The organism is Ralstonia sp. 24A2, from assembly GCF_051783885.1.
Taxonomy (GTDB): Bacteria; Pseudomonadota; Gammaproteobacteria; order Burkholderiales; family Burkholderiaceae; genus Ralstonia.
Map to the genome: position 1 here is coordinate 426,356 of NZ_JBPVZD010000002.1, position 24,622 is coordinate 450,977.

Below are 24,622 nucleotides of genomic sequence, written 5' to 3' on the forward strand. Positions count from 1 at the left end.
CTCACGCACAGGGCCAGACGTCGCTCTTACTGGAGCTTCTTGGCCTTCTCGAAGGCTTCGTCGATCGAGCCGACCATGTAGAACGCCTGTTCCGGCAGGTGATCGCACTCGCCGTCCACCAGCATCTTGAAGCCGCGGATGGTTTCCTTCAGCGGCACGTACTTGCCCGGCGAACCCGTGAACACTTCTGCAACGTGGAACGGCTGAGACAGGAAACGCTGGATCTTACGGGCGCGGCCCACAGCCAGCTTGTCTTCCGGCGACAGTTCGTCCATGCCCAGAATCGCGATGATGTCGCGCAGTTCCTTGTAGCGCTGCAGCGTCTTCTTCACGCGGTCGGCGACTTCGTAGTGCTCTTGGCCCACGACTTGCGGGTCAAGCTGGCGCGAGGTCGAGTCGAGCGGATCCACTGCCGGGTAGATACCCAGTGCAGCGATGTCACGCGACAGCACGACGGTCGAGTCCAGGTGCAGGAAGGTCGTCGCCGGCGACGGGTCGGTCAAGTCATCGGCAGGCACGTACACGGCCTGGATCGACGTGATCGAGCCAGTCTTGGTCGACGTAATACGCTCTTGCAGCTTGCCCATTTCTTCAGCCAGCGTCGGCTGATAGCCCACGGCGGAAGGCATACGGCCCAGCAGTGCCGACACTTCGGTACCGGCCAGCGTGTAGCGGTAGATGTTGTCGACGAAGAACAGGATGTCACGGCCTTCGTCACGGAAGCGCTCGGCCATCGTCAGGCCGGTCAGCGCCACGCGCAGACGGTTGCCCGGCGGCTCGTTCATCTGGCCGAACACCATGGCCACCTTGTCGAGCACGTTGGAGTCCTTCATTTCGTGGTAGAAGTCGTTGCCCTCACGGGTACGCTCGCCCACGCCAGCAAACACCGACAAGCCCGAGTGCTGCTTGGCGATGTTGTTGATCAGCTCCATCATGTTCACGGTCTTGCCGACGCCGGCGCCACCGAACAGACCCACCTTACCGCCCTTGGCGAACGGGCAGACCAAGTCGATCACCTTGATGCCGGTTTCCAGCAGGTCCACCGACGGCGACAGTTCGTCGAACTTCGGTGCCTTCTGGTGAATCGCGCGCTTTTCGTCGCACTGGATTTCGCCAGCTTCGTCGATCGGACGACCCAGCACATCCATGATGCGGCCCAGCGTGCCGTGACCAACCGGCACCGAGATCGGCGCGCCGGTGGTAGCCACGCGCATGCCGCGACGCAGACCGTCGGACGAACCCAGCGCAATGGTACGCACCACGCCGTCGCCCAGCTGTTGTTGCACTTCGAAGGTCAGGCCCTTCTCGGCGAACGAGGCTTCGTTGCTGTCATCCAGCACCAGAGCGTCGTAAACCTTCGGCATCGCGTCACGCGGGAACTGAATGTCCACCACGGCGCCAATGCACTGCACGATATTTCCGTTTGCGATACTCATTTGTATCTCCAATAACTTAATGCTTTGCCGTGGGCGTCAGACCGCTGCCGCGCCGCTGACGATTTCGGACAGTTCCTTCGTGATCGCTGCCTGACGGGTCTTGTTGTAGACCAGTTGCAGTTCGCCGATCACGTTCTTCGCGTTGTCCGAAGCCGCCTTCATTGCCACCATCCGGGCCGATTGCTCGGAGGCCATGTTCTCGGCCACCGCCTGGTACACCAGCGCCTCGACGTAGCGGATCAGCAGCTCGTCGACCACCGTTTGCGCGTCCGGCTCGTAGATGTAGTCCCACGAGTAGGCCTGCTTCTCGGCGTCGGTCTGCGTCAGCTTGTCGGCCGTGAGCGGCAGCAGCTGCTCAACCACCGGCTCCTGCTTCATCGTGTTGATGAAGCGGGTGTACGCGAGGTACACGGCATCGATCTCGCCAGCGTTGAACGCGTCGAGCTGAACCTTGATCGCGCCGATCAGCTTTTCCAGATGCGGCGTGTCACCCAGGTGCACGACATTCGAGACGACCTTCGCGCCGATACGGCCCAGGAACTGCATGCCCTTGGTACCGATGGCCGTGGTCTGTGTCTCAATGCCCTTGCCCTGCTGCTCACGCAGCTGGTTGGTGACGGCACGCAGCACGTTGGTGTTCAAGCCACCGCACAGGCCCTTGTCCGTCGTCACCACGATCAGGCCGGCACGCTTGATGTCGCGCGCAACCATGAACGGGTGCTTGTACTCCGGATTGGCCAGCGCCATGTGCGCAGCCACGTTGCGGATCTTCTCAGCGTACGGGCGGGCAGCACGCATCCGTTCCTGCGCCTTGCGCATCTTGGATGCGGCGACCATTTCCATCGCCTTGGTGATCTTGCGCGTGTTTTGCACGCTCTTGATCTTGGTGCGGATTTCTTTTGTTCCGGCCATTTCTTCCTCTCCGTTCAGTCCTGGCCACGCAGGCCGAATTTCTCAACCTCGTGTGGCCAGTTCCGGGAATGACGCGGTTAGAACGCGGCGGACTTCTTGAAATCCTCGATCGCGGCACGCAGAGCGGCCTCATCGTCCTTCGACAGATCCTTCGTATCTTCGATGCGGTTGATGAGATCGGCGTACTTCGTCTTCAGCGTGTCGTGCAGGCCCTTTTCGAAAGCCAGGATGTCCTTCACGTCCACGTTGTCGAGGAAGCCGTTGTTGGCTGCGTACAGCGACGCGGCCAGCTGCCACACTTGCAGCGGCTGGTACTGCGGCTGCTTGAGCAGTTCGGTCACGCGGCGGCCGCGCTCGAGCTGCTTGCGGGTCGCTTCGTCCAGGTCGGAAGCAAACTGCGCGAACGCAGCCAGTTCACGGTACTGGGCCAGGTCGGTACGGATACCACCGGACAGCTTCTTGATGACCTTGGTCTGCGCAGCACCACCCACGCGCGACACCGAGATACCGGCGTTGATAGCGGGGCGCACACCTGCGTTGAACAGGTCGGTTTCCAGGAAGATCTGGCCGTCGGTAATCGAGATCACGTTGGTCGGAACGAACGCGGACACGTCGCCGGCCTGCGTTTCGATCACGGGCAGTGCGGTCAGCGAACCGGTCTTACCCTTGACTTCACCGTTGGTGATCTTTTCGATGTGCTCGGCGTTCACGCGGGCAGCACGCTCCAGCAGACGCGAGTGCAGGTAGAACACGTCGCCCGGGTAGGCTTCACGGCCGGGCGGGCGGCGCAGCAGCAGCGAAACCTGACGGTACGCCCACGCTTGCTTGGTCAGATCGTCATACACGATCAGAGCGTCTTCACCGCGGTCGCGGAAGTATTCGCCCATCGTGCAGCCAGCGTAGGCCGACAGGTACTGCATGGCAGCCGAGTCGGAAGCGGCAGCCGCCACCACGATCGTGTATTCCAGCGCGCCGTGCTCTTCGAGCTTGCGCACCACGTTGGCGATCGTCGAAGCCTTCTGGCCGATTGCCACGTACACGCAGAAGATGCCCTTGCCCTTCTGGTTGATGATGGCGTCGACTGCCACGGCGGTCTTGCCGGTCTGGCGGTCGCCAATGATCAGCTCACGCTGGCCACGGCCGATCGGCACCATGGCGTCGATCGACTTCAGGCCGGTCTGCACCGGCTGGCTCACCGACTGACGTGCGATCACGCCCGGAGCGACCTTCTCGATCACGTCCGTCTTCTTGGCGTTGATCGGGCCCTTGCCGTCGATCGGCTGGCCCAGTGCGTTGACCACGCGACCCAGCAGTTCCGGACCAACCGGCACTTCCAGAATGCGGCCCGTGCACTTGACTTCCTGGCCTTCGGAAATGTGCTCGTACTCACCCAGGATCACGGCGCCGACGGAGTCGCGCTCGAGGTTCAGCGCGAGGCCGAACGTGTTGCCCGGGAATTCCAGCATTTCGCCTTGCATCACGCCCGACAGGCCATGAATGCGGCAGATACCGTCCGTCACGGAGATAACCGTGCCGGTGTTCTTTGCGTCAGCGCCAGCCTTCAAGCCCTCGATACGGGTCTTGATCAGGTCGCTGATCTCGGAGGGGTTCAGTTGCATCGAATGCTCCTAATTCTTCAATCTGTCCGCGGGCAATCTCATCGGCGCCTCGCGGAACAGCATTACGCGGCGGTCAGCGCAGACTGCATCTGCGTCAGGCGCGCGCGCACCGAGGTGTCGAGCACTTCGTCGCCAATCTGCACACGCACGCCGCCGATCAACGAAGGATCGACGCTCACGTGAGCCTGCAGCTTCTTGCCGAACTTGCGTTCGAGCGTGGCGACCAGTTCGGTCAGGGGCGCGCCCTCAAGCGGGAACGCACTGGTGATCTCGACGTCGGCGGCGCCTTCGCTGGCATTCCGCAGCACATGGAATTGCGCGGCAATTTCCGGCAGCAGCGACAGGCGCTTGTTGGCCACCAGCAGGCCAACCAGTTCCTTCGCCTCGTGCGATACCGGAGATTTCAACGCCGACAGGAAGATCCCCGCCACATCGGCTTTGGAGAGCTTCGGATCATCGGCGACTGCCTTCATGTCAGGCACGGCGGCGACTTGCCCCATTTCCGACACGAGCTCAGACCATGCACCCAGATTGCCGGCCTTCGCTACGCGAAACAGCGCCTCTGCGTACGGACGGGCAACGGTTGCGAGTTCTGCCATGATTACAGCTCAGCCTTGAGTTGATTGAGCAGATCAGAGTGGACCTGCGCATTGACTTCACGCTTGAGAATCTGCTCGGCACCCTTGACGGCCAGCGTGGCAACCTGGTCACGCAGCGATTCACGCGCGCGCACGGTTTGCTGCTCGGCTTCTGCCTTGGCTTGCGCGATGATGCGCGCGGCTTCGGCTTGGGCGTTTTGCTTGATCTCGTCGGCGCTCATCTGGGCACGCTTTTCGGCGTCCGCGATGCGCTGCGCGCCTTCATTGCGCGCTTCGGTCAGTGCCTGCTCGACCCGCTTGTTGGCCAGCTCCAGCTCAGCCTTGCCCTTATCGGCAGCGGCCAGGCCATCGGCAATTTTCTTCGCGCGTTCGTCGAGCGCCTTCACCAGGGGCGGCCAAATGAACTTGGCAACAACCCACCACAGGATGAAGAACACGACCATCTGCGCGACGAGTGTGGCGTTCAGGTTCATGGTGTGTTCCTTTCGGTATTGAGACTACGGATCAATGCACGAAGCGGCGAGGGTCACGCGTTGCGTTTCACCCTGGCCGCCTCCGGCATCATGCAGACCGAAAAGAATTACTTGATGACCGACAGCAGCGGGTTGGCGAACGCGAACAGCATGGCCACACCAACGCCGATCAGGAATGCCGCGTCGATCAGGCCAGCCAGCAGGAACATCTTGGTTTGCAGCGGGTTCATCAGCTCAGGCTGACGTGCGCAGGCTTCGATGTACTTGCCACCCATCAGGGCGATGCCGAGGCAGGCGCCGATGGCACCCAGGCCGATGATGATGCCGATACCGATGGCGGTCAGACCTTGGATGTTGGCGAGAAATGCTTGCATGATGACTCCCTTTTACGTGAAAGACTAAGAACTTGAGAACTTGAAAAAATCAAACGGAACCGGAGAACCTGAACCGCAACGACTTAGTGGTGTTCATGTGCCTGGCCGATGTACACCAGCGTCAGCATCATGAAAATGAAGGCTTGCAGCAGCACGATCAGGATGTGGAAGATCGCCCACACTGCACCAGCCACCACATGACCCACGAAACCCAGTGCCGAAGTATCAGCACCGAACGTCCAGACCGAACCAAGCAGCGCGATCAGCAGGAACACCAGTTCGCCCGCGTACATGTTGCCGAACAACCGCATGCCCAGCGACACAGCCTTGGCGAGGAATTCAATGATGTTGAGGACCAGGTTGAACGGCGCGAGATACCACTTGGCGCCAAACGGGGCCGACAGCAGTTCGTGCGCGAAGCCGCCCGCACCCTTGATCTTGAAGCTGTAGTAGATCATCAGAATCAGCACGGCAAAGGACATGCCGAAGGTGCCGTTCAAATCGGCCGTAGCCACTGCGCGGTGGTGCGGCACGTGCACGCCGAAGGTGCCGAGGAGATGGTTGACGCCCGTGACCCAGTCCACCGGGATCAAGTCGACCGCGTTCATCAGCGTGACCCACACGAAGACCATCAGGGCCAGCGGAGCGATCCAGGAACGATCGCCGTGGATGATGCCCTTGGCCTGGTCGTCGACCATCTCGACAACCAGTTCAACGAAAGCTTGGAAGCGGCCCGGAACGCCGGAGGTGACACGGCGCGCGGCCATGCCCAGGAAGATGATGCCGATCAGGCCCATCAACACGGACCAGAACATCGTGTCCCAGTTGATGACGGAGAAGTCGACGACGGATGCCTGCTTGCCACCGATGCTATTGAAATTCTGCAAATGCTCCGCGATATACGCGGAAGGCGTGAGAGCGTGCTCGGCGGCGTGGCCGGCGGCTTCTGCGACTTCAGTTGCCATGATGATTCAGTCCAATATTGCGAAACATTCTTCGTGACCCGTTCTTGCTCGCGCCCGATGCTCGACAGGTTTCCCTGGAGATCGCGGACTGCACGCAGCTTGAACGTGCCACCTTATTCTTGCGGAGTGTCAGCGCAATGAACCGGGGCCTCTCCTGCCGCCAGCTCCCGCCGTTTTCCGACACATCCCGTGCGCCTGCCGCAATGCTGCAGGCTAAGGTCGGTCATCGCAGTGCGAGACCGACCCAGTACATCTTGAGCGCCAGGATCAGGGTGATCAGCAAAGGCGGCCAATGCAGCCCCTTGAACACCACCACCACGATCACCAGCAACGCGACCGTGCCGAGCACTTTGATCGCTTCGCCCACCACCAGGCGAGCGATGGACTCGAACCCCTTGGCCGTCGACAGGCGCATCGCGAACCATGCCGAAGGCACCACGCACACACCGCCACCCAACAGGGCCGACAGTGCAGCTTGTCCCGCTGAAACAGCGCCCGTGCCCGCGAACCAGCTACCGACATACCACCCGAGCGCACACAACAGTGTGATGGCCACCTGGCCGAGCACGATGGAGAAGGGCGTGATACGCGAAGCCCGCAGGGCCTGCTCGCCGAACATGGCAACCGCTTCGTCATGTGAGAGCACATGTACCGGCGGTTCCGCCTTTCCTGCGTCATCGTCCCAATCGTCGTGCTTCGGAGCCTGCGCCGACGTGGGTCGGGCGGCTTCCAACGAAGCGTAAGAATCAGGCCGTTGCCGCTCGGCTAGCTGCATGGAAGAATGGTCTTTCATCATGCCGCACCGCTTTGGGTCAGGCGGATTTAAAACCGCACGATTTTACGGGACATGGCGTTCACCAGTCAACGCGCAAGCGAACGGTCGTGCGGGCGCCTTCGACAGCACTTGGAGCAGCTGTGTTCCACGCTCCGCGCGCAATGATGTGCTGCTGCCAGGGCACCGAATCCGCCTGATGGAGCGGCACCCCGGTGATTCCATGATGGTGTTACCCAAGCGCAGCGTCGATGATGTGCGAGGTAATCGCACTGATTCGGTGCCGGAGGATGCCCGCAAATGGCGCAGTGGCACGGGTTATGCCAGCTGCGTCAAACTGTCGCAGCCATACAACTCAGGCGGCTTCTTCGTCGCCCTCCGGACGCAGGCGCGCCAGCAAGCCATCGAACTCATCGAGACTGCTGAACTGCACGGTCAACTGGCCACGGCCCTTGGCCGCCAGCTTGATCTGCACACCCAGGCCCAGCTGGTCAGCCAGTTCTTCTTCCAGGCGCGCAACATCGCGGCCACCTTGGTGCCCGCCCTTCTGCTTGAGTGACTTCAGCTCGAACGGCTTGAGCGTCAACGCCACCAGCTTTTCCGTCTCGCGTACTGATAGGCGCTTGTTGACGATCTGGTTGGCCAACAGGATTTGTGTCGCGCTATCCACAGCGAGCAGCGCACGGGCGTGACCCATGTCGATGTCACCAGCCATCAGCATGGTCTGCACAGGCTGGGCGAGGTTGAGCAGGCGCAGCAAGTTCGACACCGCGCTGCGCGAGCGACCGACCGATTCCGCCGCCTGCTCGTGTGTGAACTGGAATTCACGCACCAGGCGCGCAATGCCCTGCGCTTCTTCCAGCGGATTGAGATCTTCGCGCTGGATGTTTTCGATGAGCGCCATGGCGGCGGCCGATTCGTCCGGCACGTCCTTCACCAGCACGGGCACTTCGGTCAGGCCGGCGAGGCGCGAGGCGCGGAAGCGGCGCTCACCCGCGATGATTTCGTACTTCGGCTGCGGGCCGTCGGACTCGACCTTGCGTACCAGGATCGGCTGCATCAGGCCTTGCGCACGGATGCTCGCGGCCAGTTCCTGCAGCGCGCCTTCGTCCATGCGCGTGCGCGGCTGATACTTGCCGGGCTGCATCTGGTCGAGCTTCAGCACCGTCGGCGCACCTTCTTGCTTGGCGGTCTCGACAATCTCGGCGGGACTGCCCAGCAGCGCTTCGAGGCCGCGGCCCAATCCCTTTTTCTTCATCGTGCTCATGTCGTTCCTCTTTGCGCTCAGGCTGGCATGTCGGCCATCTGCCGCACACGCGCGATCATCTCGGCGCCGAAATCCAGGTAGGCCTTGGCACCCTTCGATGCCGCATCAAACGCCACGCCCGGCATGCCGTATGACGGGGCCTCGGCCAAACGCACGTTGCGCGGGATCACCGTCTTGAACACCTTGTCGCCAAAGTGCGACTCGAGCTGTGCCGACACCTGCTGCTGCAGCGTCACGCGCGGATCGAACATCACACGCAGCAGACCGATCACCTTCAGATCACGGTTCAGGTTGGCGTGCACCTGCTTGATGGTGTTGACCAGATCCGACAGCCCTTCGAGCGCGAAGTACTCGCACTGCATCGGTACCACCACGCCGTGCGCCGCGCACAGGCCGTTGAGCGTGAGCAGCGACAGCGACGGCGGGCAATCGATGAGGACGAAGTCATAGTCGGCGTCGACCTCGGCCAAGGCAAGCTTGAGACGGTTTTCGCGATGCTCCAGATCGACCAGTTCGACTTCGGCGCCAGCCAAGTCACGGTTGGCGGGCAGTACGTCATAGCGGCCAGCTTCCGAACGCTGGCGCGCCTGCGGAATCGTCGCCAAACCGACCAACACCTGGTACACGCTGAACTCGAGCGTGTGCTTGTCGATACCCGAGCCCATCGAGGCATTGCCCTGCGGGTCCAGGTCGACCAGCAGCACGCGCTGCCCTTGTGCGGCCAGCCCGGCCGCGAGATTCACCGTGGTGGTGGTCTTGCCGACCCCGCCCTTCTGATTGGCGATCACGAAAATATTCGACATGACTCCTCTGCGGTGAATGACTCACGCCGACGGCGCGAGGATGACCAGGTGACGCTCGGCCGGCAGCCCCGGCACGGTCAGGCGCTCGGTGGCTTCGACAGTCCAGCCGGCGGGCAGACGCTCGATTTCGGTGTCTGGGCGCACGCCCTTCATAGCGACCATGCGGCCGCCTGGGGCCAACAAATGGCCGGCCAGATTGACGAAATCGACCAACTCGGCAAATGCGCGCGACGTGATCACACCGTAGCCCGTCGCATCGGCCAGCTTTTCCACGTGGCCCCAGTGCGATTGGGCATTGGCCAGGCCCAACTCGGCGCGGCACTGCGTCAGGAAGGCGGTCTTCTTCTGCACGATATCAACCATCGTGACGCTCACGTCGGGGTAAGCGATCGCCAGCGGAATACCGGGCAGACCGCCGCCGGAGCCAACATCCAGCACGCGCGGCGCATCCGGCTGCGCACGGCGTGCCAGCTCAGCAATGCGGGAGACGGCCGAGAGCGAATCCAGCAGATGGTGCGTAAGCATCTCACCCGCATCACGGATGGCGGTCAGGTTGTAGACGCGGTTCCACTTGGCAAGCAGCCCCTGGTACGCCAGCAGGCGATCCAGTTGCACATCATCCAGCAACAGTCCGAGCGCACGGGCGCCCGCCTCCAACTCGGATCGGGCGTCGGTCAGTGCATTTGCCATCAGGCGGCCTCGCCTTCTGCACCGGTGCGGGGGCCAACTTGGCCACGCAACACACCCTTCTTCAGATGCACCAGCAGCAGCGACACCGCCGCCGGCGTGATGCCGGAGATACGCGAGGCCTGCCCGATGGTCTCGGGCTTGTGCTTGGCCAGCTTCTGCTGCACTTCAATCGACAGTCCACGCACCTGCGAGTAGTCGAAATCGGCCGGCAGGCGGGTGTTCTCGTTGGCGCCCAGGCGCTCCACTTCGTCCGCTTGGCGGGCGATGTAGCCGTGGTACTTGATGCCGATCTCGACCTGCTCGCGGATTTGCTCGGCCAGCAGCGGATCTTCGGCAAACGGACCCTCGGGCGCGTACTTGCCCCCTTGCATGCCCATCAGCGATTCGTACGTCACGTTCGGGCGACGCAGCAGATCGGCCAGCGAGTATTCGCGCTCAATCCCCTTCCCCAAAACGGGTTCAGCGTCTTCCAACGGGAGGATCGCCGGGTTCACCCAGGTCGATTTCAAGCGTTCTGTTTCACGTGAAACAGCATCGCGCTTGCGGTTGAAGGCATCCCAGCGGGCGTCGTCGACCACGCCGATGGCACGGCCGGCTTCGGTCAGCCGCATGTCGGCATTGTCTTCACGCAGGCTCAGGCGAAATTCCGCGCGGCTGGTGAACATGCGGTACGGCTCGGTCACACCCCGGGTGATGAGGTCGTCGACCAGCACGCCCAGGTAGGCCTGATCGCGGCGCGGCGCCCAGGCGTCCTTGCCCTGCACTTGCAGACCTGCGTTGATGCCGGCGAGCAGACCTTGGGCGGCGGCTTCTTCATAGCCGGTCGTCCCGTTGATCTGGCCGGCGAAGAACAGACCGGAAATCGCTTTCGATTCCAGCGAGGCCTTCAGCCCGCGCGGGTCGAAGTAGTCGTACTCGATGGCGTAACCGGGGCGCAGGATGTGTGCGTTTTCCAGGCCACGCATCGAGTGGATCAGGTCCAGCTGCACGTCAAATGGCAGGCTCGTCGACACGCCGTTCGGGTAGAACTCGTTGGTCGTCAGGCCTTCGGGCTCCAGGAAGATCTGGTGGCTGTCCTTGCTGGCGAAGCGGTGGATCTTGTCTTCGATGCTCGGGCAGTAGCGCGGCCCCACCCCTTCGATCACGCCGGTGTACATCGGCGAGCGGTCCAGCCCGGCACGGATGATGTCGTGCGTACGCTCATTCGTGTGCGTGACCCAGCACGGCACTTGGCGCGGATGCATGTCCGCACGGCCCATGAACGAGAACACCGGCACCGGATCGAGGTCGCCCGGTTGCTCTTCCAGCACCGAGAAATCGATGGTCCGGCCATCAATCCGGGGGGGCGTACCGGTCTTCAGGCGGCCCTGCGGCAGCTTCAATTCCTTCAGGCGCGCCGACAGCGACACCGCCGCCGGGTCACCCGCTCGGCCACCGGTGTAGTTGTTCAGGCCCACGTGGATCTTGCCGTCGAGGAATGTCCCTGCCGTCAGTACGACCGCACGTGCGCGGAACTGCACGCCCACCTGTGTCACCGCACCGACCACACGATCACCTTCCACCAACAGGTCTTCGACGGCCTGCTGGAACAGCATCAGGTTCGGCTGGTTTTCCAGGCGATGGCGGATGGCTGCCTTGTACAGCACCCGGTCCGCCTGGGCGCGGGTCGCGCGGACAGCCGGCCCCTTGCTGGAGTTGAGGATGCGGAACTGGATCCCGCCCTCGTCCGTGGCGATGGCCATGGCACCGCCCAGCGCATCCACTTCCTTGACCAGATGGCCCTTGCCGATGCCCCCGATGGACGGGTTGCAGCTCATCTGCCCCAGCGTCTCGATGTTGTGCGTCAGCAGCAGGGTCTGGCAACCCATGCGCGCCGCCGCCAGGGCGGCCTCGGTGCCGGCGTGTCCGCCGCCCACCACGATCACATCGAATTCAATTGGATACAGCATGGCTTCCTCCTCGCATGGAGGCATCAGAAATTTGGAGAAGCGGAATTATAAGTCGTCCACCTACCCCGCTGTTCGACGATGCGGCAATCGGATCGAAAATCACCCGCTTTTCGTGTTTCACGTGAAACATGCACCGCTTGTTTCGCGGCGATTGTGTTTCACGTGAAACACATCAGGGGGAGGACGTGTCGCCCGAGCGGGCGCGGAGGAAATCGATGAAGGCGCGCAGTTTGCCCGGCATCTGCGGCGTGCGGGGGAAATAGAGATGAAAGCGATACATCGGCGGACACCATGCGTCGAGCACACGGACCAGACGCCCGGCCGCCACATCCTCGGCGACGAGGTCTTCCAGCACGTGTGCCAGGCCGACGCCCTGCTTCGCCGCGCCGACCATCGCCAGCACATCATTCGCGATGAAACCACCAGCCACGTCGACCGACTGAATGGCGCCGCCCTGCTCGGGTTCAACAAACTCCCAGTCGTACAAGGTGCCGCTGCTAGGAAAGCGGTAGCGGATGCAGCGATGCCCGCGCAGTCCGTCCGGCGAATCGGGCGTGCCATACGCTTGCAGATACGCCGGGCTGCCCACCACCGCGATGCGCCGCGCCGGCCCGATCGGCACGCCAACCATGTCGCGCTCAACCCGCTCGCCAAAGCGGATGCCAACGTCAAAGCGGTCCGCGACGATGGCGGACAGGCCATCGTCCACCGACACCTCCAATTCGATACGCGGGTAGCGCGAAAGGAAATCGCCGAGCACCGGCTGCAACACCGCCTGATAGGCGACACGCGACGCGGTCACGCGCAACGTGCCGCGCGGTTCGGTCGCGCGCTCACCCACCTCCGCCATGGCGCTGTACAGCGCATCGAGGCTCGGCCGGGCGACAGCGAGCAGCGCTTCGCCAGCCTCGGTTGCACTCACCTGCCGCGTCGTGCGCGCCAGCAATTGCGCGCCCAGCGCGGACTCCAACCGCCGGATCGTCTGCGACAACGCTGAGGTCGACACATCCAGCGCCGCCGCCGCGTGCGTGAAACTCCCCGCCTCGGCCACGCGGCGCAGTGCGTCGAGGGCGGGCAGCAGGTCCGGATCGATTGTGAATTCGGTCTTCATAGTGCATCCGATTCTATCCACTTAATCGGCGCGATCACGCTGCCTAGACTGGCGACTGCTCACCCTGACCTGACAAGGACATCGCCATGCAGACACGACAACTCGGTCAATCCGACCTGCACATCTCCCCACTCGGCTTCGGCACTTGGGCCTCGGGCGGCAGCAACTGGGAATACGGCTGGGGCGCGCAGGACGACCGCGACTCTGTTGCCGCCATCGCCGCTGCGGTGGATGCCGGCATCAACTGGATCGACACCGCCGCCGCCTACGGACTGGGCCACGCGGAAACCGTGGTCGGCCAGGCGCTCAGCGAACTGCCGGCCAGCCGGCGGCCCTATGTGTTCACCAAGGGTTCGCTGGTATGGGACGCGCAGGGGCGGATTTCGCATTCGCTCGATCCGGCGTCGCTCGCGCGCGAGGTCGACGCCAGCCTGCGCCGGTTGCACGTGGAAACGATTGACCTGTACCAGATCCACTGGCCCGCCTTTCCGCCGGGCGCGGCGGAGCAATCGATCGAAGCGGCCGTCGCTGCGCTGGATCAGGCACGCCGCGCCGGCAAGATCCGCCACATCGGCGTGTCGAATTTCGATGCAGCGCAGATGGCGCGGGCACAATCCGTGGCGCCGATTGCCTCGCTGCAGCCGCCCTACTCGTTGCTGATGCGCGGCATCGAGGCGTCGATCCTGCCGTACACGGCCGCGCACGGTATCGGCAATCTCGTCTATTCGCCGCTGCAATCGGGGCTGTTGTCGGGGCGCATGACGCGCGAGCGTATTGCCAGCCTGCCGGCCAACGACTGGCGCGCGCAGCGCAGCCCCGAGTTTCAGGAGCCGAATCTGACGCGCAACCTGGCGTTGGTGGAGGTGCTGCGTGACGTGGGGGCGCGGCATGGGCGGACACCCGCCGAAGTCGCCATCGCCTGGACGCTGCGCGACCCGGTGGTGACCGGCGCCATCGTCGGCGTGCGCCGGCCGGATCAGTTGGACGGGCTGCTCGGGGCGGCCGACCTGAAGTTGACCGATGCGGACCTCGCCGAGATCCAGGCCGCGCTGCCGGAGACCACGGCATCACCGGTGCCGCAGAGCCTGGTCAACGCCTGAGCCCAAAAAACAAAACGCACGGCGCAAACCGTGCGTTTTGCTTGGGGTAATACCGCCACTAAGTCAGTTCTGCAGCTTCCACTTGCCGTCCTTGATCTCGACCATCACGCGCGAGCGCTGGTCCAGGCCCAGGTGATCCTTGGCGTTCATGTTCATCACGCCGTGCGAGATTGCCAGGTTGGTCGTGGTCTCCATCGCATCGCGCAGCCCCTTGCGGAACGCCGGCGTGCCGGGCTGGCCCTTCTTCAGCGCCTCGGGCATCGCGTTGGCGAGCAGCAGACCCGCATCCCACATATGGCCGCCGAAGGTCGAGACCTGCCCGCCATACGCCTTCTCATACGCAGTCTTGTACGTCAGGGCCGGCTTCTTGACCGGGTTGCTGTCCGGCAGTTGCTCGGCCACCAGAATCGGGCCGGCGGGCAGGAACGTGCCCTCGCAATCCTTGCTGCACACGCGCAGGAAGTCGGCGTTCGCCACACCGTGCGTCTGATACAGCTTGCCCTTGTAGCCGCGCTCCTTGAGGGCGCGCTCCGGCAGCGCAGCCGGCGTGCCCGAGCCGGCGATCAGCACTGCGTCCGGCTTCGCATTCATGATCTTCAGCACCTGCCCCGTCACCGACGTATCGGTGCGCGCAAAGCGCTCATTGGCGACCACCTGCAGCTTGCGCAGCCCTGCCACCTTGTCGAACTCCTGCGCCCACGAATCGCCGTAGGCATCGGCAAAGCCGATCAGCGCGACGGTCTTCACGCCATGGTTGGCCATGTGCTCGGCGATGGCAGTGGCCATGTGCGAATCGTTCTGCGGTGTCTTGAACACCCATGCGCGCTTGGCGTCCATCGGTTCGACAATGCGTGCGGACGCGGCCAGCGTGATCATCGGCGTCTCGCTTTCGGCCACCACATCCACCATCGCCAGCGAGTTGGGGGTGACAGTCGAGCCGATCACCAGGTCCACCTTGTCTTCGGTGATGAGCTTGCGCGTGTTCTTGACGGCGGTCGTTGTATCAGACGCATCGTCGAGCACGATGTACTCGATCTTCTTGCCCGCGATCTCCTTGGGCAGCAGCGCCACGGTGTTCTTCTCGGGAATCCCCAGCGAAGCCGCCGGCCCGGTGGCCGACACCGTGATACCGACCTTGACCTGGGCGAATGCTGTACCCGCCAACAGTGCCATGGCAGCGAGTGCAATGCGGGTGGCGCGCGAAACCTTCATGCCGTCTCCTGAAGTGTGTGGGCGGGTTCTGTGCCCGCCCTTGATCTGGAAATCTGGGAATTCACCGACCGATGGGTCGGGGATGAAGGAGTCTAGAAGGAGTCACGCCGCGCGGGCAAGGGGGAGATTCCCTTGTCCTTAACGTGTTCACGACTCGCGCCAGCTCAGCCCACCTGGTACACCCGCCCGCTCTGCACCCCTTCCACGCTGCGCCGATATGCCAACGCCGCACGCGCCGCCGGCACCGGCTCGAAGCCAGGGAAGAAGGGGCCGTACGCCGCCATCGATTCGGTCAGCACCGTCGGGCTCACTGCGTTGATGCGGATGCCGCGCGGCAGCTCGCACGCAGCGGCGCGCACGAAACCCTCAACGGCAGAGTTCACCGCCGTCGCATTGGCGCCCTGCGCAATCGGCTCCTGACCGACGATGCCGGTGGTCAGCGTGATCGAGCCGCCGTCGTTCAGATAGTGCTGGCCGACCAGCGCCAAGCGTACTTGGCCGAGCAACTTGTCCTGCAGGCCGATATTGAAATCCGCCGCCGACATCTCGGTCAGCGGCCCGAAGAACAGATTGCCGGCGGTGGAGACGATGGCGTCCACACGACCCAACTTGTCGAACAGCGCGGCCACGCTGTCGGCGTTGGTGATGTCGACCTGGTGATCGCCCTGCGTGCGACCAACGCGGATGATTTCGTGCGCCCCACCCTGCTCCAGTTCGGCCACCACGGCGCGGCCCAAGGTACCGCTCGCGCCAATGACGATGATCTTCATGCTGTGCTCCTTTGCTGATTCGGTTGGAATGACGCCTATTCTTGGCCGAACCTTGCATGTGATAAAGACGTGGTAACTTCGCCCATTCCTAATTACCAGTTCGGAATATGGACAAGCTGCGCAGCATGGAAACCTTCGTCGCCGTGGTGGAAGGCGGCAACTTCACCGAGGCAGCGGCGCGGCTGGAGATGTCGGCGGTGATGGTCGGCAAGTACGTGCAGGAACTCGAGACGCGACTCGGCGCCCGCCTGCTCCAGCGCAGCACGCGCCGCCAGAGCCTGACCGATGCCGGCCGCGTGTTCTATGAAGATGCCAAGCGCGTGCTGGAGCAGGTGCGCTGGGCGGAGACCTCCGTCGAGCGACTGCGCGCATCGCCCTCGGGCACGCTGCGCGTGAGTGCGCCGACCACCTTCGGCGCGTGCGTCATCGCTCCCTTGGCTGCGACCTTCCAGCAGGCGCATCCGCAGGTGCGTGTGGAGCTGAACCTGAGCAACAGCATGGTCGATCTCGTCGACGAAGGGTTCGACCTCGCCATCCGTATCGGTGCGCTGGGCGATGCCGATCTCGTGGCCAAGCCGCTGTGCGTGTATCGGATGGTCATCTGCGCGGCGCCGGACTACCTGGCGCGGCATGGGCGGCCTGAGACGCCGGCGGACCTGCCGCAGCATCGCTGCCTCTCGCACATGGTGTGGAACAACCGCAATGCGTGGCAGTTGCGCGGGTGGGATGGAGACACGCCATGGCGCGACGATCCGGCCTTCACATGCAATGACGGCCACGGCCTGCGCATGGCGGCGATTGCGGGTGCCGGCCTGCTGCTGCAGCCCGAGGTGCTGGTGGCGGAGGACCTGGCGAACGGCCGGCTGGTGCGTGTGCTGCAGGCCTATGCGCCGGAGCCTCGGCCGATTCATATCGTGTACCGGCAGGACCGGCGGCCGTTGCCGAAGCTCTCCAGTTTTGTGGCGCATCTGCTGGAGCAGGTGGCAGCGCGTGTGCCGGCGCAGGGTGCGACATCGTAGCCGTCGCAGCAAGCGACATGGCTGACTACACTCGGGCCATCCTCCTCTGAGCCACCATCATGTTCTTCGCCCTCGTTGCTGGTCGTATCGCTTGCGCAGTGCTCACCTTCCTCGGCTTGACGCATCTGTACTGGGCGGCAGGCGGCGGCGCCGGCAAGCAGGCGGCATTGCCGTCGGTGGGTGGCACACCGGTGTTCACGCCGAGCGCGATCGGCACAGCGTTGGTCGCGGTGATTCTGCTGGTCATGGCAGCTTGGGTGGCCGCTGCGGCCGGCATTCTGGCCACACCGATTTCGCATGGCGTGCTGCGCGTTGGCGCCCTCGTGCTCGCCGCCATCTTTGTGCTGCGTGCGGTGGGCGATTTCCGCTATGTCGGCTTCTTCAAGCGGGTGCGCGGCAGTGTGTTTGCGCGGCGGGATACGTGGGTGTATTCGCCGTTGTGTGTGGTGTTGGCGGGGTTGATTGTCGCAGCCGCCTCGCGCTGACGCGGCACAATAGCGCCCATGCAACCCGAAGACCTCCAACGCCTCGTCACCACGCAAATGCCCTTCGGCAAATACAAGGGCCGGCTGATTGCCGACCTGCCGGGCCACTACCTGAACTGGTTCGCGCGCGAGGGCTTTCCACCGGGGCAGATCGGCCGCTTGCTGGCGCTAATGCAGGAGTTGGATCACAACGGCCTGAAAGGCCTGCTGGACCCTCTGCGTCAGGGCAGATAGCGCGACCGCTCAAACGCCGTTGATGTAGCGCTGCAGCCCCACTGCCAGCGCGTCAAATACGGCGCGGCAACGCGGGCTGTCGCGCAAGTCTTCATGCATGGCGAGCCAGGTATCGAGCGTGATCGAAACCTCGTCAACAAACAGGCGCACCAGCTCCGGATTGCGCCGTGCCAATCCCACCTGACAGAAGCCGATGCCGAAACCCGCACGCAGCGCGGCAATCGCCGCGAGATCGCTGTCGGTGCGCAGCGCGAAGCGGTTGCGTTGAATCCACGGCAACTGCGCGCGCATGCTGCGCAGGAAGGCGTTCTCCTTGTCGTAGCCGATCAACGTGTGCCCCGCGAGATCACCCAGCGTGGCGGGCACACCGCGCCGCTCCAGATAACGCCGGTGCGCAAACGCCCCCAGTTCAATGCCACCGAGTTGCCGCGCCACCAGCACGCCCTGCGTGGGTGGCTGCATGCGCACGGCAATATCGGCTTCACGGCGCAGCAGGTCTTCCAGGCGGTTGGACGGCACCAGCTCAATCGTCAGTTCCGGGTATGCAGCGTGCAGATCCGCGAGGATCGGTGGCAGCACTTCCACCGCCACCACCTCGCTCGCCGTGATGCGCACGGTACCGCGCACACCCTCGCCCTGGCTGGATGCGGCGCGCAGCAAGGCGGCGCTGGTCGACTCCAGTGATTCGGCAAACGGCCGCAGCGACAACGCCGCCTCCGTCGGGCTCAGCCCCTGCTGGGTACGTATGAACAGCGACAGGCCCAGCGCCTGCTCCAGCGCATCGACATGGCGCCCGGCCGTGGGCTGCGTCAGCCCCAGCGCGCGCGCCGCACCCGATAGCGAACCCTCTCGCACAACGGCCAGAAAGGTCCGATACAGCTCCCAACCCGGCTCGGTGAATGCCTTGGATTCCATCATACAAATTCGTATAGCAGCACGCTCATCATCAACAATTCCATTGAAGCACAAGCGCGACCAGAATGCCTCCATCGCAACGCTCACTCGGGAGCAGGGTCATGGAACAGGCAAAGCGCATCGCATTGGTACTGGGCGCCACCGGTGGCATCGGCGGCGAGGTGGCACGGCGGCTGGTGGCACGCGGCTGGCACGTGCGTGCATTGCAGCGCAATCCGGATGCGCTGACGGATCGCAACACCGCCTTCGAATGGGTGCGCGGTGATGCGATGGTGCGCGAGGACGTGGTCGGGGCCGCACAAGGCGTCGAGCTGATCGTCCACGCCGTCAACCCGCCGGGCTACAAGAACTGGGCTGGCCAAGTGCTGCCGATGATCGACAACACCATCGCCGCGGCCCGCGCTTCAGGTGCACGCATCGTGCTGCCCGGCACCGTGTACAACTTTGCGCCCGACACCTTTCCCGTGCTGCGCGAGAACACCGCGCAACAGCCGCTCACACGCAAGGGCAAGATCCGCGTGGAACTGGAGCGCCGCATGCAAGCTGCCAGTGCCGATGGTGTGCGCAGCCTGATCGTGCGCGCGGGGGATTTCTTCGGGCCCCAGACGGGCAACAACTGGTTTGCCGGCGCGCTGGTGCATGCGGGCAAGCCGGTCGGCACCCTCACCTATCCGGGCGCGCGCGGTATCGGCCACCAATGGGCCTATCTGCCGGACGTGGCGGAGACGATGCTGCGCCTGGTCGAACAGGGCGACCGCCTGCCGGACTTTGCCGTCTATCACATGCGCGGCCACTGGGACGCCGACGGCACGCAGATGGCCGCGTCGATCGGCCGTGCGGTCGGGCATCCGGTCAAGACGCGTGCGTTTCCGTGGTGGCTGCTGCCGGTGCTGGCGCCGTTCTCGGAGATGCTGCGCGAGATGCGCGAAATGCGTTATCTGTGGCAGCAACCCGTACGCATGGACAACGCCAAGCTCGTGCAGGCGCTGGGCGCCGAACCGCATACACCGTGGGATGAGGCCGTGGGTACGACGCTGCGCAGCCTACGCTGCGTTTGAGACGCGCGCCGCCGTCGCCAGGAAGTGCGCGAGATCGGGCGTCGACTGGCCCGCCACCTTGGCGAGGTCATCCCAGCGGCGCAGTTGCAGCGCGTCCACCGCGTAGGGGCGCTGCATGAAGGCCTCGGCCTCTTCCGCAGAAAACACCCCGCCCTGCAGCGCCAGGCTGCGCACGGAATCCGCCGACAGGCGCGCGTAGTAATGCGCATCCATCGCACACAGGCAGCGCTTGGCATCCACGTGCAGGCGGATCGGCTCCAGCACCGCATCAGGAAACGTCGCGCGCAGGAACGGCAGCGCAAAGTACTGGTGCTGATCGTCGATACCGTGGGCGGTGGGCGTATCACCCTGCAGGTTCAGCAGATGCCCGAGGTCATGCAGCAGTGCGGCAGTGATGAGCGCATCCGACGCACCCGCCTCTTCCGCCAGCGCGGCGGTCTGCAGCGCGTGTTCAAGCTGGGTGACAGGCTCGCCGCTATAGGCGATGTCGCCGTGGCGGTCGAATAGCGTTTGGATGTCGTCGAGGCTCAGAGCCATGGTGCTGCGGCACAAAAGAAGGCGGAACCTTGCAGCGTAGTGCGCGCATGCGTCAAACCGGTGACAGCGCCATCGCCGCGCGCCCCGGCATTAGCCCGCGTGATCCGAGCAATTAGAAAGTTTGGTTGGGAATGCGCCAGGCGCGCCCTTATCTTCAGGGCCTCCCCACGCCCCACACATCGGAGCCCATCATGCTCGCAGGACACGCGGTGCAGGTCGCCCACGCACTGGAACAGGTCACGGACTATTGGTCGCCGCGCATCGTCGGCCAGGTCAACGACCAGTACATCAAGGTCGCCAAGCTGAAGGGCGAATTCGTCTGGCACGACCACCCGAACGAGGATGAGCTGTTCTTCGTGGTCTACGGCCGCCTGAAGATCACCTTCGAAGGCCGCGCCGACGTGCATCTCAGCCCCGGCGAATTCTGCGTAGTGCCGCGCGGCGTGCGCCACTGCCCCGTTGCCGACGAGGAGTGCGGGATCATGCTGATCGAAACCGTGACCACGCAGCACACGGGCGATGTGATCACCGAGCGCACCGTGGCGCTCGACACCCAGCTCAACGGATAAACGCGTCGTAGGCGGTCTTCAGGATCAGCGCCAGCACCACCACGATGAACACCTTGCGCACGAAGCGGCTGCCGTGCCGCAGCGCAAGGTGGCTGCCGACCTGGTTGCCGGCCACGTTGGCCACCGCCATCACCAGGCCAAGCTGCCACCACACGTGGCCTTTGGACGCCAGCAGCAGCAAGGCCGCCACGTTGGTCGCCAGATTGACGATCTTGGTCGATGCGGATGCGTGCAGGAAGTCGTAGCCGAACACGCGCACGAACACGATCATCAGGAAGCTGCCGGTGCCCGGACCAAACACACCGTCGTAGAAGCCGATGACGGCGCCGGCCAGCAGCGCCGCAGCGCGCTCGCGCCAGCCGGCGAGGCTGGGGGCGTGTTCTGCGCCCAGGTTCTTCTTCGCCACCGTGTAGACCAGCAGCGCCGCCAGCACGAACGGCAACGCGCGGCGCAGCGGCTCGGCGGGAATGTGCGTGAGCGCCCATGCGCCCAGCAGCGAGAACCCAAACGCCGTCACCACCGCCGGCGCCGTCGCGCCCCAGTAGATGCGCACCGTACGGCCGTAGCGCACCGCCGCCGTGGCCGTGCCCGACATCGACGCGACCTTGTTGGTGCCGATCAGCGTGGCCGGCGCGATGTTCGGGTACGCCGAGAACAGCGCGGGAATCTGCACCAGGCCGCCGCCACCGGCCACGGCATCGATCAGACCAGCCAGAAAGCCGGCCAAGGCGAGCAAAGCGAATTCCATCAGGGGAGTAGAGACAGGCGGGTGATCAGGACTTAGCCCAGCGATTTTGGCGACGGACGCGCGCTACGCCGCCAGCAGCCGGACGCATCCGGCGCAAAGCCAAGCGCGGTGGCGTCATACGCGGCAAGCGCCGCAGGCGGCAGCAGAACGTGGAGTATGCCATGTGCGCGAGTGTACTCATTGACGGCAGCCAAGGCAGCATCACGCGTGACCACGTCATCGGAAAACGCCATCACGCCGACTGGCAGCCATGCCACCAGACCGCCCAGCGCCAAGTGCGGTACGAGCGTGATCGGCGCGACACCAACCAATGCCCCGTCCGCCTCAACGAGAAAACACGGATGCACGCTCGGCTGGGCCAACAGCGTATCGACGGCGTGCGCCACTTGCAGCGGCGAAGCGCCCGATGCGATGGCAGCCAGCAGGCGGGGCCGGTCATCCGGCGTGGCAAGGCGGGTGGACAGGGTCATGGGTGGCTCGAAGCGAAGACGCCATTTTCATGCAGCGCCCGCATAGGCGTCGACTCCGAATGCATTTCTCTTGTGAATCGGCGCCCACCAGAATGGGAAGAACACCCCGAGGAGACCGCCATGACCGACCCGACCCGCGCGCTCACGCTGCAATTGCTGCAATCGCTGGTCGAACGGCCAAGGCCCTATACCGAGGTGTTGGAGGCTTGGCGGACGTCGTGTCCGCGCTTGTCGATCTGGGAAGATGCGTGCATTGACGGGCTGGTGGATTGCGCGCCCGGGTCGTCACCAGAGCAACATCTTGTGACGGTCAGCGCCCGGGGCCGGGCCCTGTTGGCGGCAAGCGCCACGCACTGAAGGCACAAACTAAAAGGCCCTGCCGGGGATCACCAGGCAGGGCCTCTATTTTATTTAGCATCTCCACCGTTTCGTGCGGTGTGTGCTGTCGTCTCCTCGCTCCCGCCTCATTTATCTCGTGCGAAAACCGTAACGAGACTGTAAAGAATGCACCGCAACGCAACAACTAGAGCAAACCCTTACGGTGCACTAAGCACCAAATCAGTTCCGAGATCACCCTTTCGGGGGGGATGCGACGCCATTTGCGGCCATTGTGACCCTAGCGCCGCAACCAAGGTAGCCGTGCAGCAATTTCGCCCATGATGCCGCGGCGGAAGGTCAGCACGCAGATCACGAAGATCGCGCCCGTGACCGTCGTCACCGATTCGCCCAGCACATTGAACCCGTCGAAACCGGTAGCGCCCGCCAGGAAGGTGCCGATGTCGCCCAGCTTGTTTTCCAGCGCAATCACCAGTGCCGCACCCAGGATCGGGCCCGACAGGATGCCCAGGCCGCCCACCAGCGTCATCAGGATCACCGAGCCGGACATCGACCAGTGCACATCGGTCAGCGTCTCGAAGCCGAGCACCAGTGTCTTGAGCGAACCTGCCAGCCCGGTGAGTGCTGCCGACAGCACGAAGGCCAGCAGCTTGAAGCGGTCGGTGTCGTAGCCGAGGGACGTGGCGCGCGGCTCGTTCTCCTTGATGGCCTTGAGGATCTGCCCGAACGGCGAGTGGATCGTCCGCACGATCAGCAGGAAGGCCAGCACGACGATGACGAGCACCACGTAGTACAGCGTCCGGTCATCCGCCAGATCCAGCACGCCGAACAGCTTGCCGCGCGGCACGCCCTGCAGGCCGTCCTCACCGCCCGTGAACGGCGCCTGCAGGCAGAAGAAGTACAGCATCTGCGCCAGCGCCAGCGTGATCATCGCGAAGTAGATACCCTGGCGACGAATGGCCAGCAGGCCGACGATCAAGCCAATGAACGCGCCCGCCGCCGTGCCAGCCAGCAGGCCCAGTTCCGGCGTGACGTGCAGGTCGCGCATCATGTAGCCGGCCACGTAGCCCGCGCCGCCAAAAAATGCCGCGTGCCCGAACGACAGCAGCCCCGTGTAGCCCAGCAGCAGATTGAACGCCGACGCAAACAGCGCGAAGCACAGCAGCTTGGCGACGAACACCGGATACGCACCCACCAGCGGCGCCGCAATCAGCGCCACCAGTAGCAGGCCGTACAGGACGTATTTGAGGGAAGAAGTGTTTTGCATCGTGCCGCTTCGCTTTATTTCTCTTTACCGAACAGGCCGGCCGGACGCACCAGCAGCACCAGCACCATGATCACGAACACCACCGTGGCCGACGCCTGTGGATAAAACACCTTGGTCAGCCCTTCGATCACCCCCAGGCCGAGGCCGGTGAGGATGGAACCCATGATCGACCCCATACCACCGATCACCACCACCGCAAACACGGTGATGATCATGCTCTGCCCCATCAGCGGCGAGATCTGGATAACGGGTGCCGCCAGCACACCCGCAAACGCCGCCAGCGCCACGCCAAAGCCGTAGGTGAGCGTGACCATCAACGGCACGTTCACGCCAAAGGCCTCGACCAGCTTCGGGTTCTCGGTGCCGGCGCGCAGGTAGGCGCCAAGCTTGGTCTTCTCGATCATGAACCACGTGGCAAAACACACCGCCAGCGAGGCCACCACCACCCAAGCGCGATAGTTGGGCAGCATCATGAAACCGAGGTCAGTCGCACCTTGCAGCAGCTCGGGCGTGTCATACGGCAGGCCCGACACCCCGTAGATGGCGCGGAACACCCCCTCAAGCACGAGCGTCACGCCCAGCGTGAGCAGCAGGCCATACAGGTGGTCGAGCTTGTAGATGAAGCGCAGCAGCGTGCGCTCGATCACCATCCCCAGCACGCCGATCGCCAGCGGCGAGAGCACCAGCATCAGCCAGTACGGCAGGCCCAGGTAGGAGAAGCCCATCCACGTGAGCACCGCGCCCAGCATGAACAGCGCACCGTGCGCGAAATTGATGACGTTGAGCAGCCCGAAGATGACCGCAAGGCCCAGGCTCAACATCGCATAGAAGGAACCGTTGACCAGGCCCAGCAAGAGCTGACTGAGCATGGCCGGTAGCGGAACGCCGAAGATTTCCATCGCGGTCAGAAAGAGAACATCACACCAACAACG

The 24,622-nt window shown here is 63.9% G+C and carries 28 protein-coding genes; 7 read left to right on the plus strand and 21 right to left on the minus strand.

The annotated features are described in order from the left end of the window. Positions 1-26: 26 nt before the first annotated feature. The 13 genes from atpD to ACS13N_RS06835 all read right to left on the minus strand — a co-directional run bounded on the left by atpD (position 27) and on the right by ACS13N_RS06835 (position 12,970). Positions 27-1,430 carry a F0F1 ATP synthase subunit beta gene (gene atpD / locus ACS13N_RS06775; protein WP_438932804.1) on the minus strand — a complete coding sequence of 468 codons (1,404 nt, stop codon included), beginning with the start codon at positions 1,428-1,430 and terminating at the stop codon, positions 27-29. Between the two features lie 42 nt (positions 1,431-1,472). Further along, positions 1,473-2,348, minus strand: coding sequence for a F0F1 ATP synthase subunit gamma (atpG, locus tag ACS13N_RS06780; protein WP_039598272.1), 876 nt, complete (start codon positions 2,346-2,348; stop codon positions 1,473-1,475). A 77-nt stretch (positions 2,349-2,425) separates the two neighbouring features. Further along, positions 2,426-3,967, minus strand: a complete 1,542-nt coding sequence (gene atpA / locus ACS13N_RS06785) for a F0F1 ATP synthase subunit alpha (protein ID WP_199032284.1) — start codon at positions 3,965-3,967, stop codon at positions 2,426-2,428. A 62-nt stretch (positions 3,968-4,029) separates the two neighbouring features. After that, positions 4,030-4,566, minus strand: a complete 537-nt coding sequence (locus ACS13N_RS06790) for a F0F1 ATP synthase subunit delta (RefSeq protein ID WP_048935664.1) — start codon at positions 4,564-4,566, stop codon at positions 4,030-4,032. A 2-nt stretch (positions 4,567-4,568) separates the two neighbouring features. After that, positions 4,569-5,039 (minus strand): F0F1 ATP synthase subunit B, encoded by a 471-nt coding sequence (locus tag ACS13N_RS06795; RefSeq protein WP_013210897.1) that lies wholly within the window; start codon positions 5,037-5,039, stop codon positions 4,569-4,571. 107 nt (positions 5,040-5,146) lie between these two features. After that, on the minus strand, positions 5,147-5,413 hold the full coding sequence (atpE, locus tag ACS13N_RS06800) for a F0F1 ATP synthase subunit C (RefSeq protein ID WP_003262709.1): 267 nt from the start codon (positions 5,411-5,413) through the stop codon (positions 5,147-5,149). 83 nt (positions 5,414-5,496) lie between these two features. Continuing rightward, the gene (gene atpB, locus ACS13N_RS06805; protein ID WP_438930941.1) at positions 5,497-6,378 is read right to left on the minus strand and encodes a F0F1 ATP synthase subunit A; all 882 of its coding nucleotides are present in this window, start codon (positions 6,376-6,378) and stop codon (positions 5,497-5,499) included. 223 nt (positions 6,379-6,601) lie between these two features. Next, positions 6,602-7,174: an ATP synthase subunit I gene (locus tag ACS13N_RS06810; protein WP_438930942.1), complete on the minus strand. Its 573-nt coding sequence runs from the start codon at positions 7,172-7,174 to the stop codon at positions 6,602-6,604. A gap of 331 nt (positions 7,175-7,505) precedes the next feature. Then, a complete protein-coding gene (locus ACS13N_RS06815; RefSeq protein WP_438930943.1) occupies positions 7,506-8,417 on the minus strand; it encodes a ParB/RepB/Spo0J family partition protein in 912 nt (303 codons plus the stop codon). 17 nt (positions 8,418-8,434) lie between these two features. After that, positions 8,435-9,220, minus strand: a complete 786-nt coding sequence (locus ACS13N_RS06820; protein ID WP_438930944.1) for a ParA family protein — start codon at positions 9,218-9,220, stop codon at positions 8,435-8,437. 21 nt (positions 9,221-9,241) lie between these two features. Next, a complete protein-coding gene (gene rsmG / locus ACS13N_RS06825) occupies positions 9,242-9,910 on the minus strand; it encodes a 16S rRNA (guanine(527)-N(7))-methyltransferase RsmG (protein WP_438930945.1) in 669 nt (222 codons plus the stop codon). Next, positions 9,910-11,859 carry a tRNA uridine-5-carboxymethylaminomethyl(34) synthesis enzyme MnmG gene (mnmG, locus tag ACS13N_RS06830; RefSeq protein ID WP_438930946.1) on the minus strand — a complete coding sequence of 650 codons (1,950 nt, stop codon included), beginning with the start codon at positions 11,857-11,859 and terminating at the stop codon, positions 9,910-9,912. The genes rsmG and mnmG overlap by 1 nt, the downstream gene beginning before the upstream one ends. Before the next feature lie 172 nt (positions 11,860-12,031). Continuing rightward, a complete protein-coding gene (locus ACS13N_RS06835) occupies positions 12,032-12,970 on the minus strand; it encodes a LysR family transcriptional regulator (RefSeq protein WP_438930947.1) in 939 nt (312 codons plus the stop codon). Positions 12,971-13,056: 86 nt separating this feature from the next. Here ACS13N_RS06835 and ACS13N_RS06840 point away from each other — a divergent pair, with 86 nt between their 5' ends. Then, positions 13,057-14,070, plus strand: coding sequence for an aldo/keto reductase (locus ACS13N_RS06840; RefSeq protein WP_438930948.1), 1,014 nt, complete (start codon positions 13,057-13,059; stop codon positions 14,068-14,070). Between the two features lie 63 nt (positions 14,071-14,133). Here ACS13N_RS06840 and ACS13N_RS06845 read toward each other — a convergent pair whose 3' ends face one another. Next, on the minus strand, positions 14,134-15,282 hold the full coding sequence (locus tag ACS13N_RS06845; RefSeq protein WP_438930949.1) for an ABC transporter substrate-binding protein: 1,149 nt from the start codon (positions 15,280-15,282) through the stop codon (positions 14,134-14,136). Positions 15,283-15,446: 164 nt separating this feature from the next. Beyond that, positions 15,447-16,052, minus strand: a complete 606-nt coding sequence (locus ACS13N_RS06850; RefSeq protein ID WP_438930950.1) for a short chain dehydrogenase — start codon at positions 16,050-16,052, stop codon at positions 15,447-15,449. Between the two features lie 107 nt (positions 16,053-16,159). Between ACS13N_RS06850 and crgA the strand changes: the two genes are divergently transcribed. From crgA to ACS13N_RS06865, 3 genes are read left to right on the plus strand one after another with little or no spacing between them, the layout of a single operon-like run. Continuing rightward, positions 16,160-17,071, plus strand: coding sequence for a LysR family transcriptional regulator CrgA (gene crgA / locus ACS13N_RS06855; RefSeq protein WP_438930951.1), 912 nt, complete (start codon positions 16,160-16,162; stop codon positions 17,069-17,071). A 59-nt stretch (positions 17,072-17,130) separates the two neighbouring features. Then, positions 17,131-17,556, plus strand: coding sequence for a DUF3995 domain-containing protein (locus ACS13N_RS06860; protein ID WP_438930952.1), 426 nt, complete (start codon positions 17,131-17,133; stop codon positions 17,554-17,556). Between the two features lie 18 nt (positions 17,557-17,574). After that, complete coding sequence (locus tag ACS13N_RS06865; protein ID WP_021197147.1) at positions 17,575-17,790, plus strand: DUF3820 family protein; 216 nt, start codon at positions 17,575-17,577, stop codon at positions 17,788-17,790. 9 nt (positions 17,791-17,799) lie between these two features. On the opposite strand, the gene ACS13N_RS06870 is transcribed toward ACS13N_RS06865, so the two are convergent. Then, a complete protein-coding gene (locus ACS13N_RS06870; RefSeq protein ID WP_438932805.1) occupies positions 17,800-18,705 on the minus strand; it encodes a LysR family transcriptional regulator in 906 nt (301 codons plus the stop codon). 101 nt (positions 18,706-18,806) lie between these two features. Between ACS13N_RS06870 and ACS13N_RS06875 the strand changes: the two genes are divergently transcribed. After that, on the plus strand, positions 18,807-19,763 hold the full coding sequence (locus ACS13N_RS06875) for an SDR family oxidoreductase (RefSeq protein ID WP_438930953.1): 957 nt from the start codon (positions 18,807-18,809) through the stop codon (positions 19,761-19,763). On the opposite strand, the gene ACS13N_RS06880 is transcribed toward ACS13N_RS06875, so the two are convergent. Then, entirely contained in the window at positions 19,749-20,300 is a 552-nt protein-coding gene (locus ACS13N_RS06880) for a phosphonate degradation HD-domain oxygenase (RefSeq protein ID WP_438930954.1), read from the minus strand. The genes ACS13N_RS06875 and ACS13N_RS06880 overlap by 15 nt on opposite strands. A gap of 191 nt (positions 20,301-20,491) precedes the next feature. On the opposite strand from ACS13N_RS06880, the gene ACS13N_RS06885 reads away from it, so the two are divergent. Continuing rightward, entirely contained in the window at positions 20,492-20,869 is a 378-nt protein-coding gene (locus ACS13N_RS06885; protein ID WP_438930955.1) for a cupin domain-containing protein, read from the plus strand. Here the strand turns inward: ACS13N_RS06885 and ACS13N_RS06890 are convergent. Together ACS13N_RS06890 and ACS13N_RS06895 are read right to left on the minus strand one after the other, a co-directional pair. Continuing rightward, the gene (locus ACS13N_RS06890) at positions 20,859-21,617 is read right to left on the minus strand and encodes a sulfite exporter TauE/SafE family protein (RefSeq protein ID WP_438930956.1); all 759 of its coding nucleotides are present in this window, start codon (positions 21,615-21,617) and stop codon (positions 20,859-20,861) included. The genes ACS13N_RS06885 and ACS13N_RS06890 overlap by 11 nt on opposite strands. 32 nt (positions 21,618-21,649) lie before the next feature. Next, positions 21,650-22,087 (minus strand): hypothetical protein, encoded by a 438-nt coding sequence (locus tag ACS13N_RS06895; protein WP_438930957.1) that lies wholly within the window; start codon positions 22,085-22,087, stop codon positions 21,650-21,652. Between the two features lie 120 nt (positions 22,088-22,207). On the opposite strand from ACS13N_RS06895, the gene ACS13N_RS06900 reads away from it, so the two are divergent. After that, positions 22,208-22,444, plus strand: coding sequence for a hypothetical protein (locus ACS13N_RS06900; protein WP_438930958.1), 237 nt, complete (start codon positions 22,208-22,210; stop codon positions 22,442-22,444). Between the two features lie 259 nt (positions 22,445-22,703). Here ACS13N_RS06900 and ACS13N_RS06905 read toward each other — a convergent pair whose 3' ends face one another. Next, positions 22,704-23,690, minus strand: coding sequence for a branched-chain amino acid ABC transporter permease (locus ACS13N_RS06905; protein ID WP_438930959.1), 987 nt, complete (start codon positions 23,688-23,690; stop codon positions 22,704-22,706). 14 nt (positions 23,691-23,704) lie between these two features. Further along, the gene (locus tag ACS13N_RS06910; RefSeq protein WP_438930960.1) at positions 23,705-24,589 is read right to left on the minus strand and encodes a branched-chain amino acid ABC transporter permease; all 885 of its coding nucleotides are present in this window, start codon (positions 24,587-24,589) and stop codon (positions 23,705-23,707) included. Between the last annotated feature and the right edge of the window lie 33 nt (positions 24,590-24,622).

Excerpts from the sequence above, each read along its gene's own strand:
- ACS13N_RS06810 (WP_438930942.1), bottom strand. The coding sequence starts at position 7,174 with ATGATGAAAGACCATTCTTCCATGCAGCTAGCCGAGCGGCAACGGCCT.
- ACS13N_RS06845 (WP_438930949.1), bottom strand. The coding sequence starts at position 15,282 with ATGAAGGTTTCGCGCGCCACCCGCATTGCACTCGCTGCCATGGCACTG.
- ACS13N_RS06900 (WP_438930958.1), top strand. The coding sequence starts at position 22,208 with ATGACCGACCCGACCCGCGCGCTCACGCTGCAATTGCTGCAATCGCTG.
- ACS13N_RS06835 (WP_438930947.1), bottom strand. The coding sequence starts at position 12,970 with ATGAAGACCGAATTCACAATCGATCCGGACCTGCTGCCCGCCCTCGAC.
- rsmG (WP_438930945.1), bottom strand. The coding sequence starts at position 9,910 with ATGGCAAATGCACTGACCGACGCCCGATCCGAGTTGGAGGCGGGCGCC.
- ACS13N_RS06875 (WP_438930953.1), top strand. The coding sequence starts at position 18,807 with ATGGAACAGGCAAAGCGCATCGCATTGGTACTGGGCGCCACCGGTGGC.
- ACS13N_RS06910 (WP_438930960.1), bottom strand. The coding sequence starts at position 24,589 with ATGGAAATCTTCGGCGTTCCGCTACCGGCCATGCTCAGTCAGCTCTTG.
- ACS13N_RS06885 (WP_438930955.1), top strand. The coding sequence starts at position 20,492 with ATGCTCGCAGGACACGCGGTGCAGGTCGCCCACGCACTGGAACAGGTC.
- ACS13N_RS06790 (WP_048935664.1), bottom strand. The coding sequence starts at position 4,566 with ATGGCAGAACTCGCAACCGTTGCCCGTCCGTACGCAGAGGCGCTGTTT.
- ACS13N_RS06905 (WP_438930959.1), bottom strand. The coding sequence starts at position 23,690 with ATGCAAAACACTTCTTCCCTCAAATACGTCCTGTACGGCCTGCTACTG.
- ACS13N_RS06895 (WP_438930957.1), bottom strand. The coding sequence starts at position 22,087 with ATGACCCTGTCCACCCGCCTTGCCACGCCGGATGACCGGCCCCGCCTG.
- ACS13N_RS06820 (WP_438930944.1), bottom strand. The coding sequence starts at position 9,220 with ATGTCGAATATTTTCGTGATCGCCAATCAGAAGGGCGGGGTCGGCAAG.
- mnmG (WP_438930946.1), bottom strand. The coding sequence starts at position 11,859 with ATGCTGTATCCAATTGAATTCGATGTGATCGTGGTGGGCGGCGGACAC.
- ACS13N_RS06890 (WP_438930956.1), bottom strand. The coding sequence starts at position 21,617 with ATGGAATTCGCTTTGCTCGCCTTGGCCGGCTTTCTGGCTGGTCTGATC.
- ACS13N_RS06870 (WP_438932805.1), bottom strand. The coding sequence starts at position 18,705 with ATGGAATCCAAGGCATTCACCGAGCCGGGTTGGGAGCTGTATCGGACC.
- ACS13N_RS06860 (WP_438930952.1), top strand. The coding sequence starts at position 17,131 with ATGTTCTTCGCCCTCGTTGCTGGTCGTATCGCTTGCGCAGTGCTCACC.
- atpB (WP_438930941.1), bottom strand. The coding sequence starts at position 6,378 with ATGGCAACTGAAGTCGCAGAAGCCGCCGGCCACGCCGCCGAGCACGCT.
- atpE (WP_003262709.1), bottom strand. The coding sequence starts at position 5,413 with ATGCAAGCATTTCTCGCCAACATCCAAGGTCTGACCGCCATCGGTATC.
- ACS13N_RS06850 (WP_438930950.1), bottom strand. The coding sequence starts at position 16,052 with ATGAAGATCATCGTCATTGGCGCGAGCGGTACCTTGGGCCGCGCCGTG.
- crgA (WP_438930951.1), top strand. The coding sequence starts at position 16,160 with ATGGACAAGCTGCGCAGCATGGAAACCTTCGTCGCCGTGGTGGAAGGC.
- atpA (WP_199032284.1), bottom strand. The coding sequence starts at position 3,967 with ATGCAACTGAACCCCTCCGAGATCAGCGACCTGATCAAGACCCGTATC.
- ACS13N_RS06865 (WP_021197147.1), top strand. The coding sequence starts at position 17,575 with ATGCAACCCGAAGACCTCCAACGCCTCGTCACCACGCAAATGCCCTTC.
- ACS13N_RS06815 (WP_438930943.1), bottom strand. The coding sequence starts at position 8,417 with ATGAGCACGATGAAGAAAAAGGGATTGGGCCGCGGCCTCGAAGCGCTG.
- ACS13N_RS06795 (WP_013210897.1), bottom strand. The coding sequence starts at position 5,039 with ATGAACCTGAACGCCACACTCGTCGCGCAGATGGTCGTGTTCTTCATC.
- ACS13N_RS06880 (WP_438930954.1), bottom strand. The coding sequence starts at position 20,300 with ATGGCTCTGAGCCTCGACGACATCCAAACGCTATTCGACCGCCACGGC.
- ACS13N_RS06840 (WP_438930948.1), top strand. The coding sequence starts at position 13,057 with ATGCAGACACGACAACTCGGTCAATCCGACCTGCACATCTCCCCACTC.
- atpG (WP_039598272.1), bottom strand. The coding sequence starts at position 2,348 with ATGGCCGGAACAAAAGAAATCCGCACCAAGATCAAGAGCGTGCAAAAC.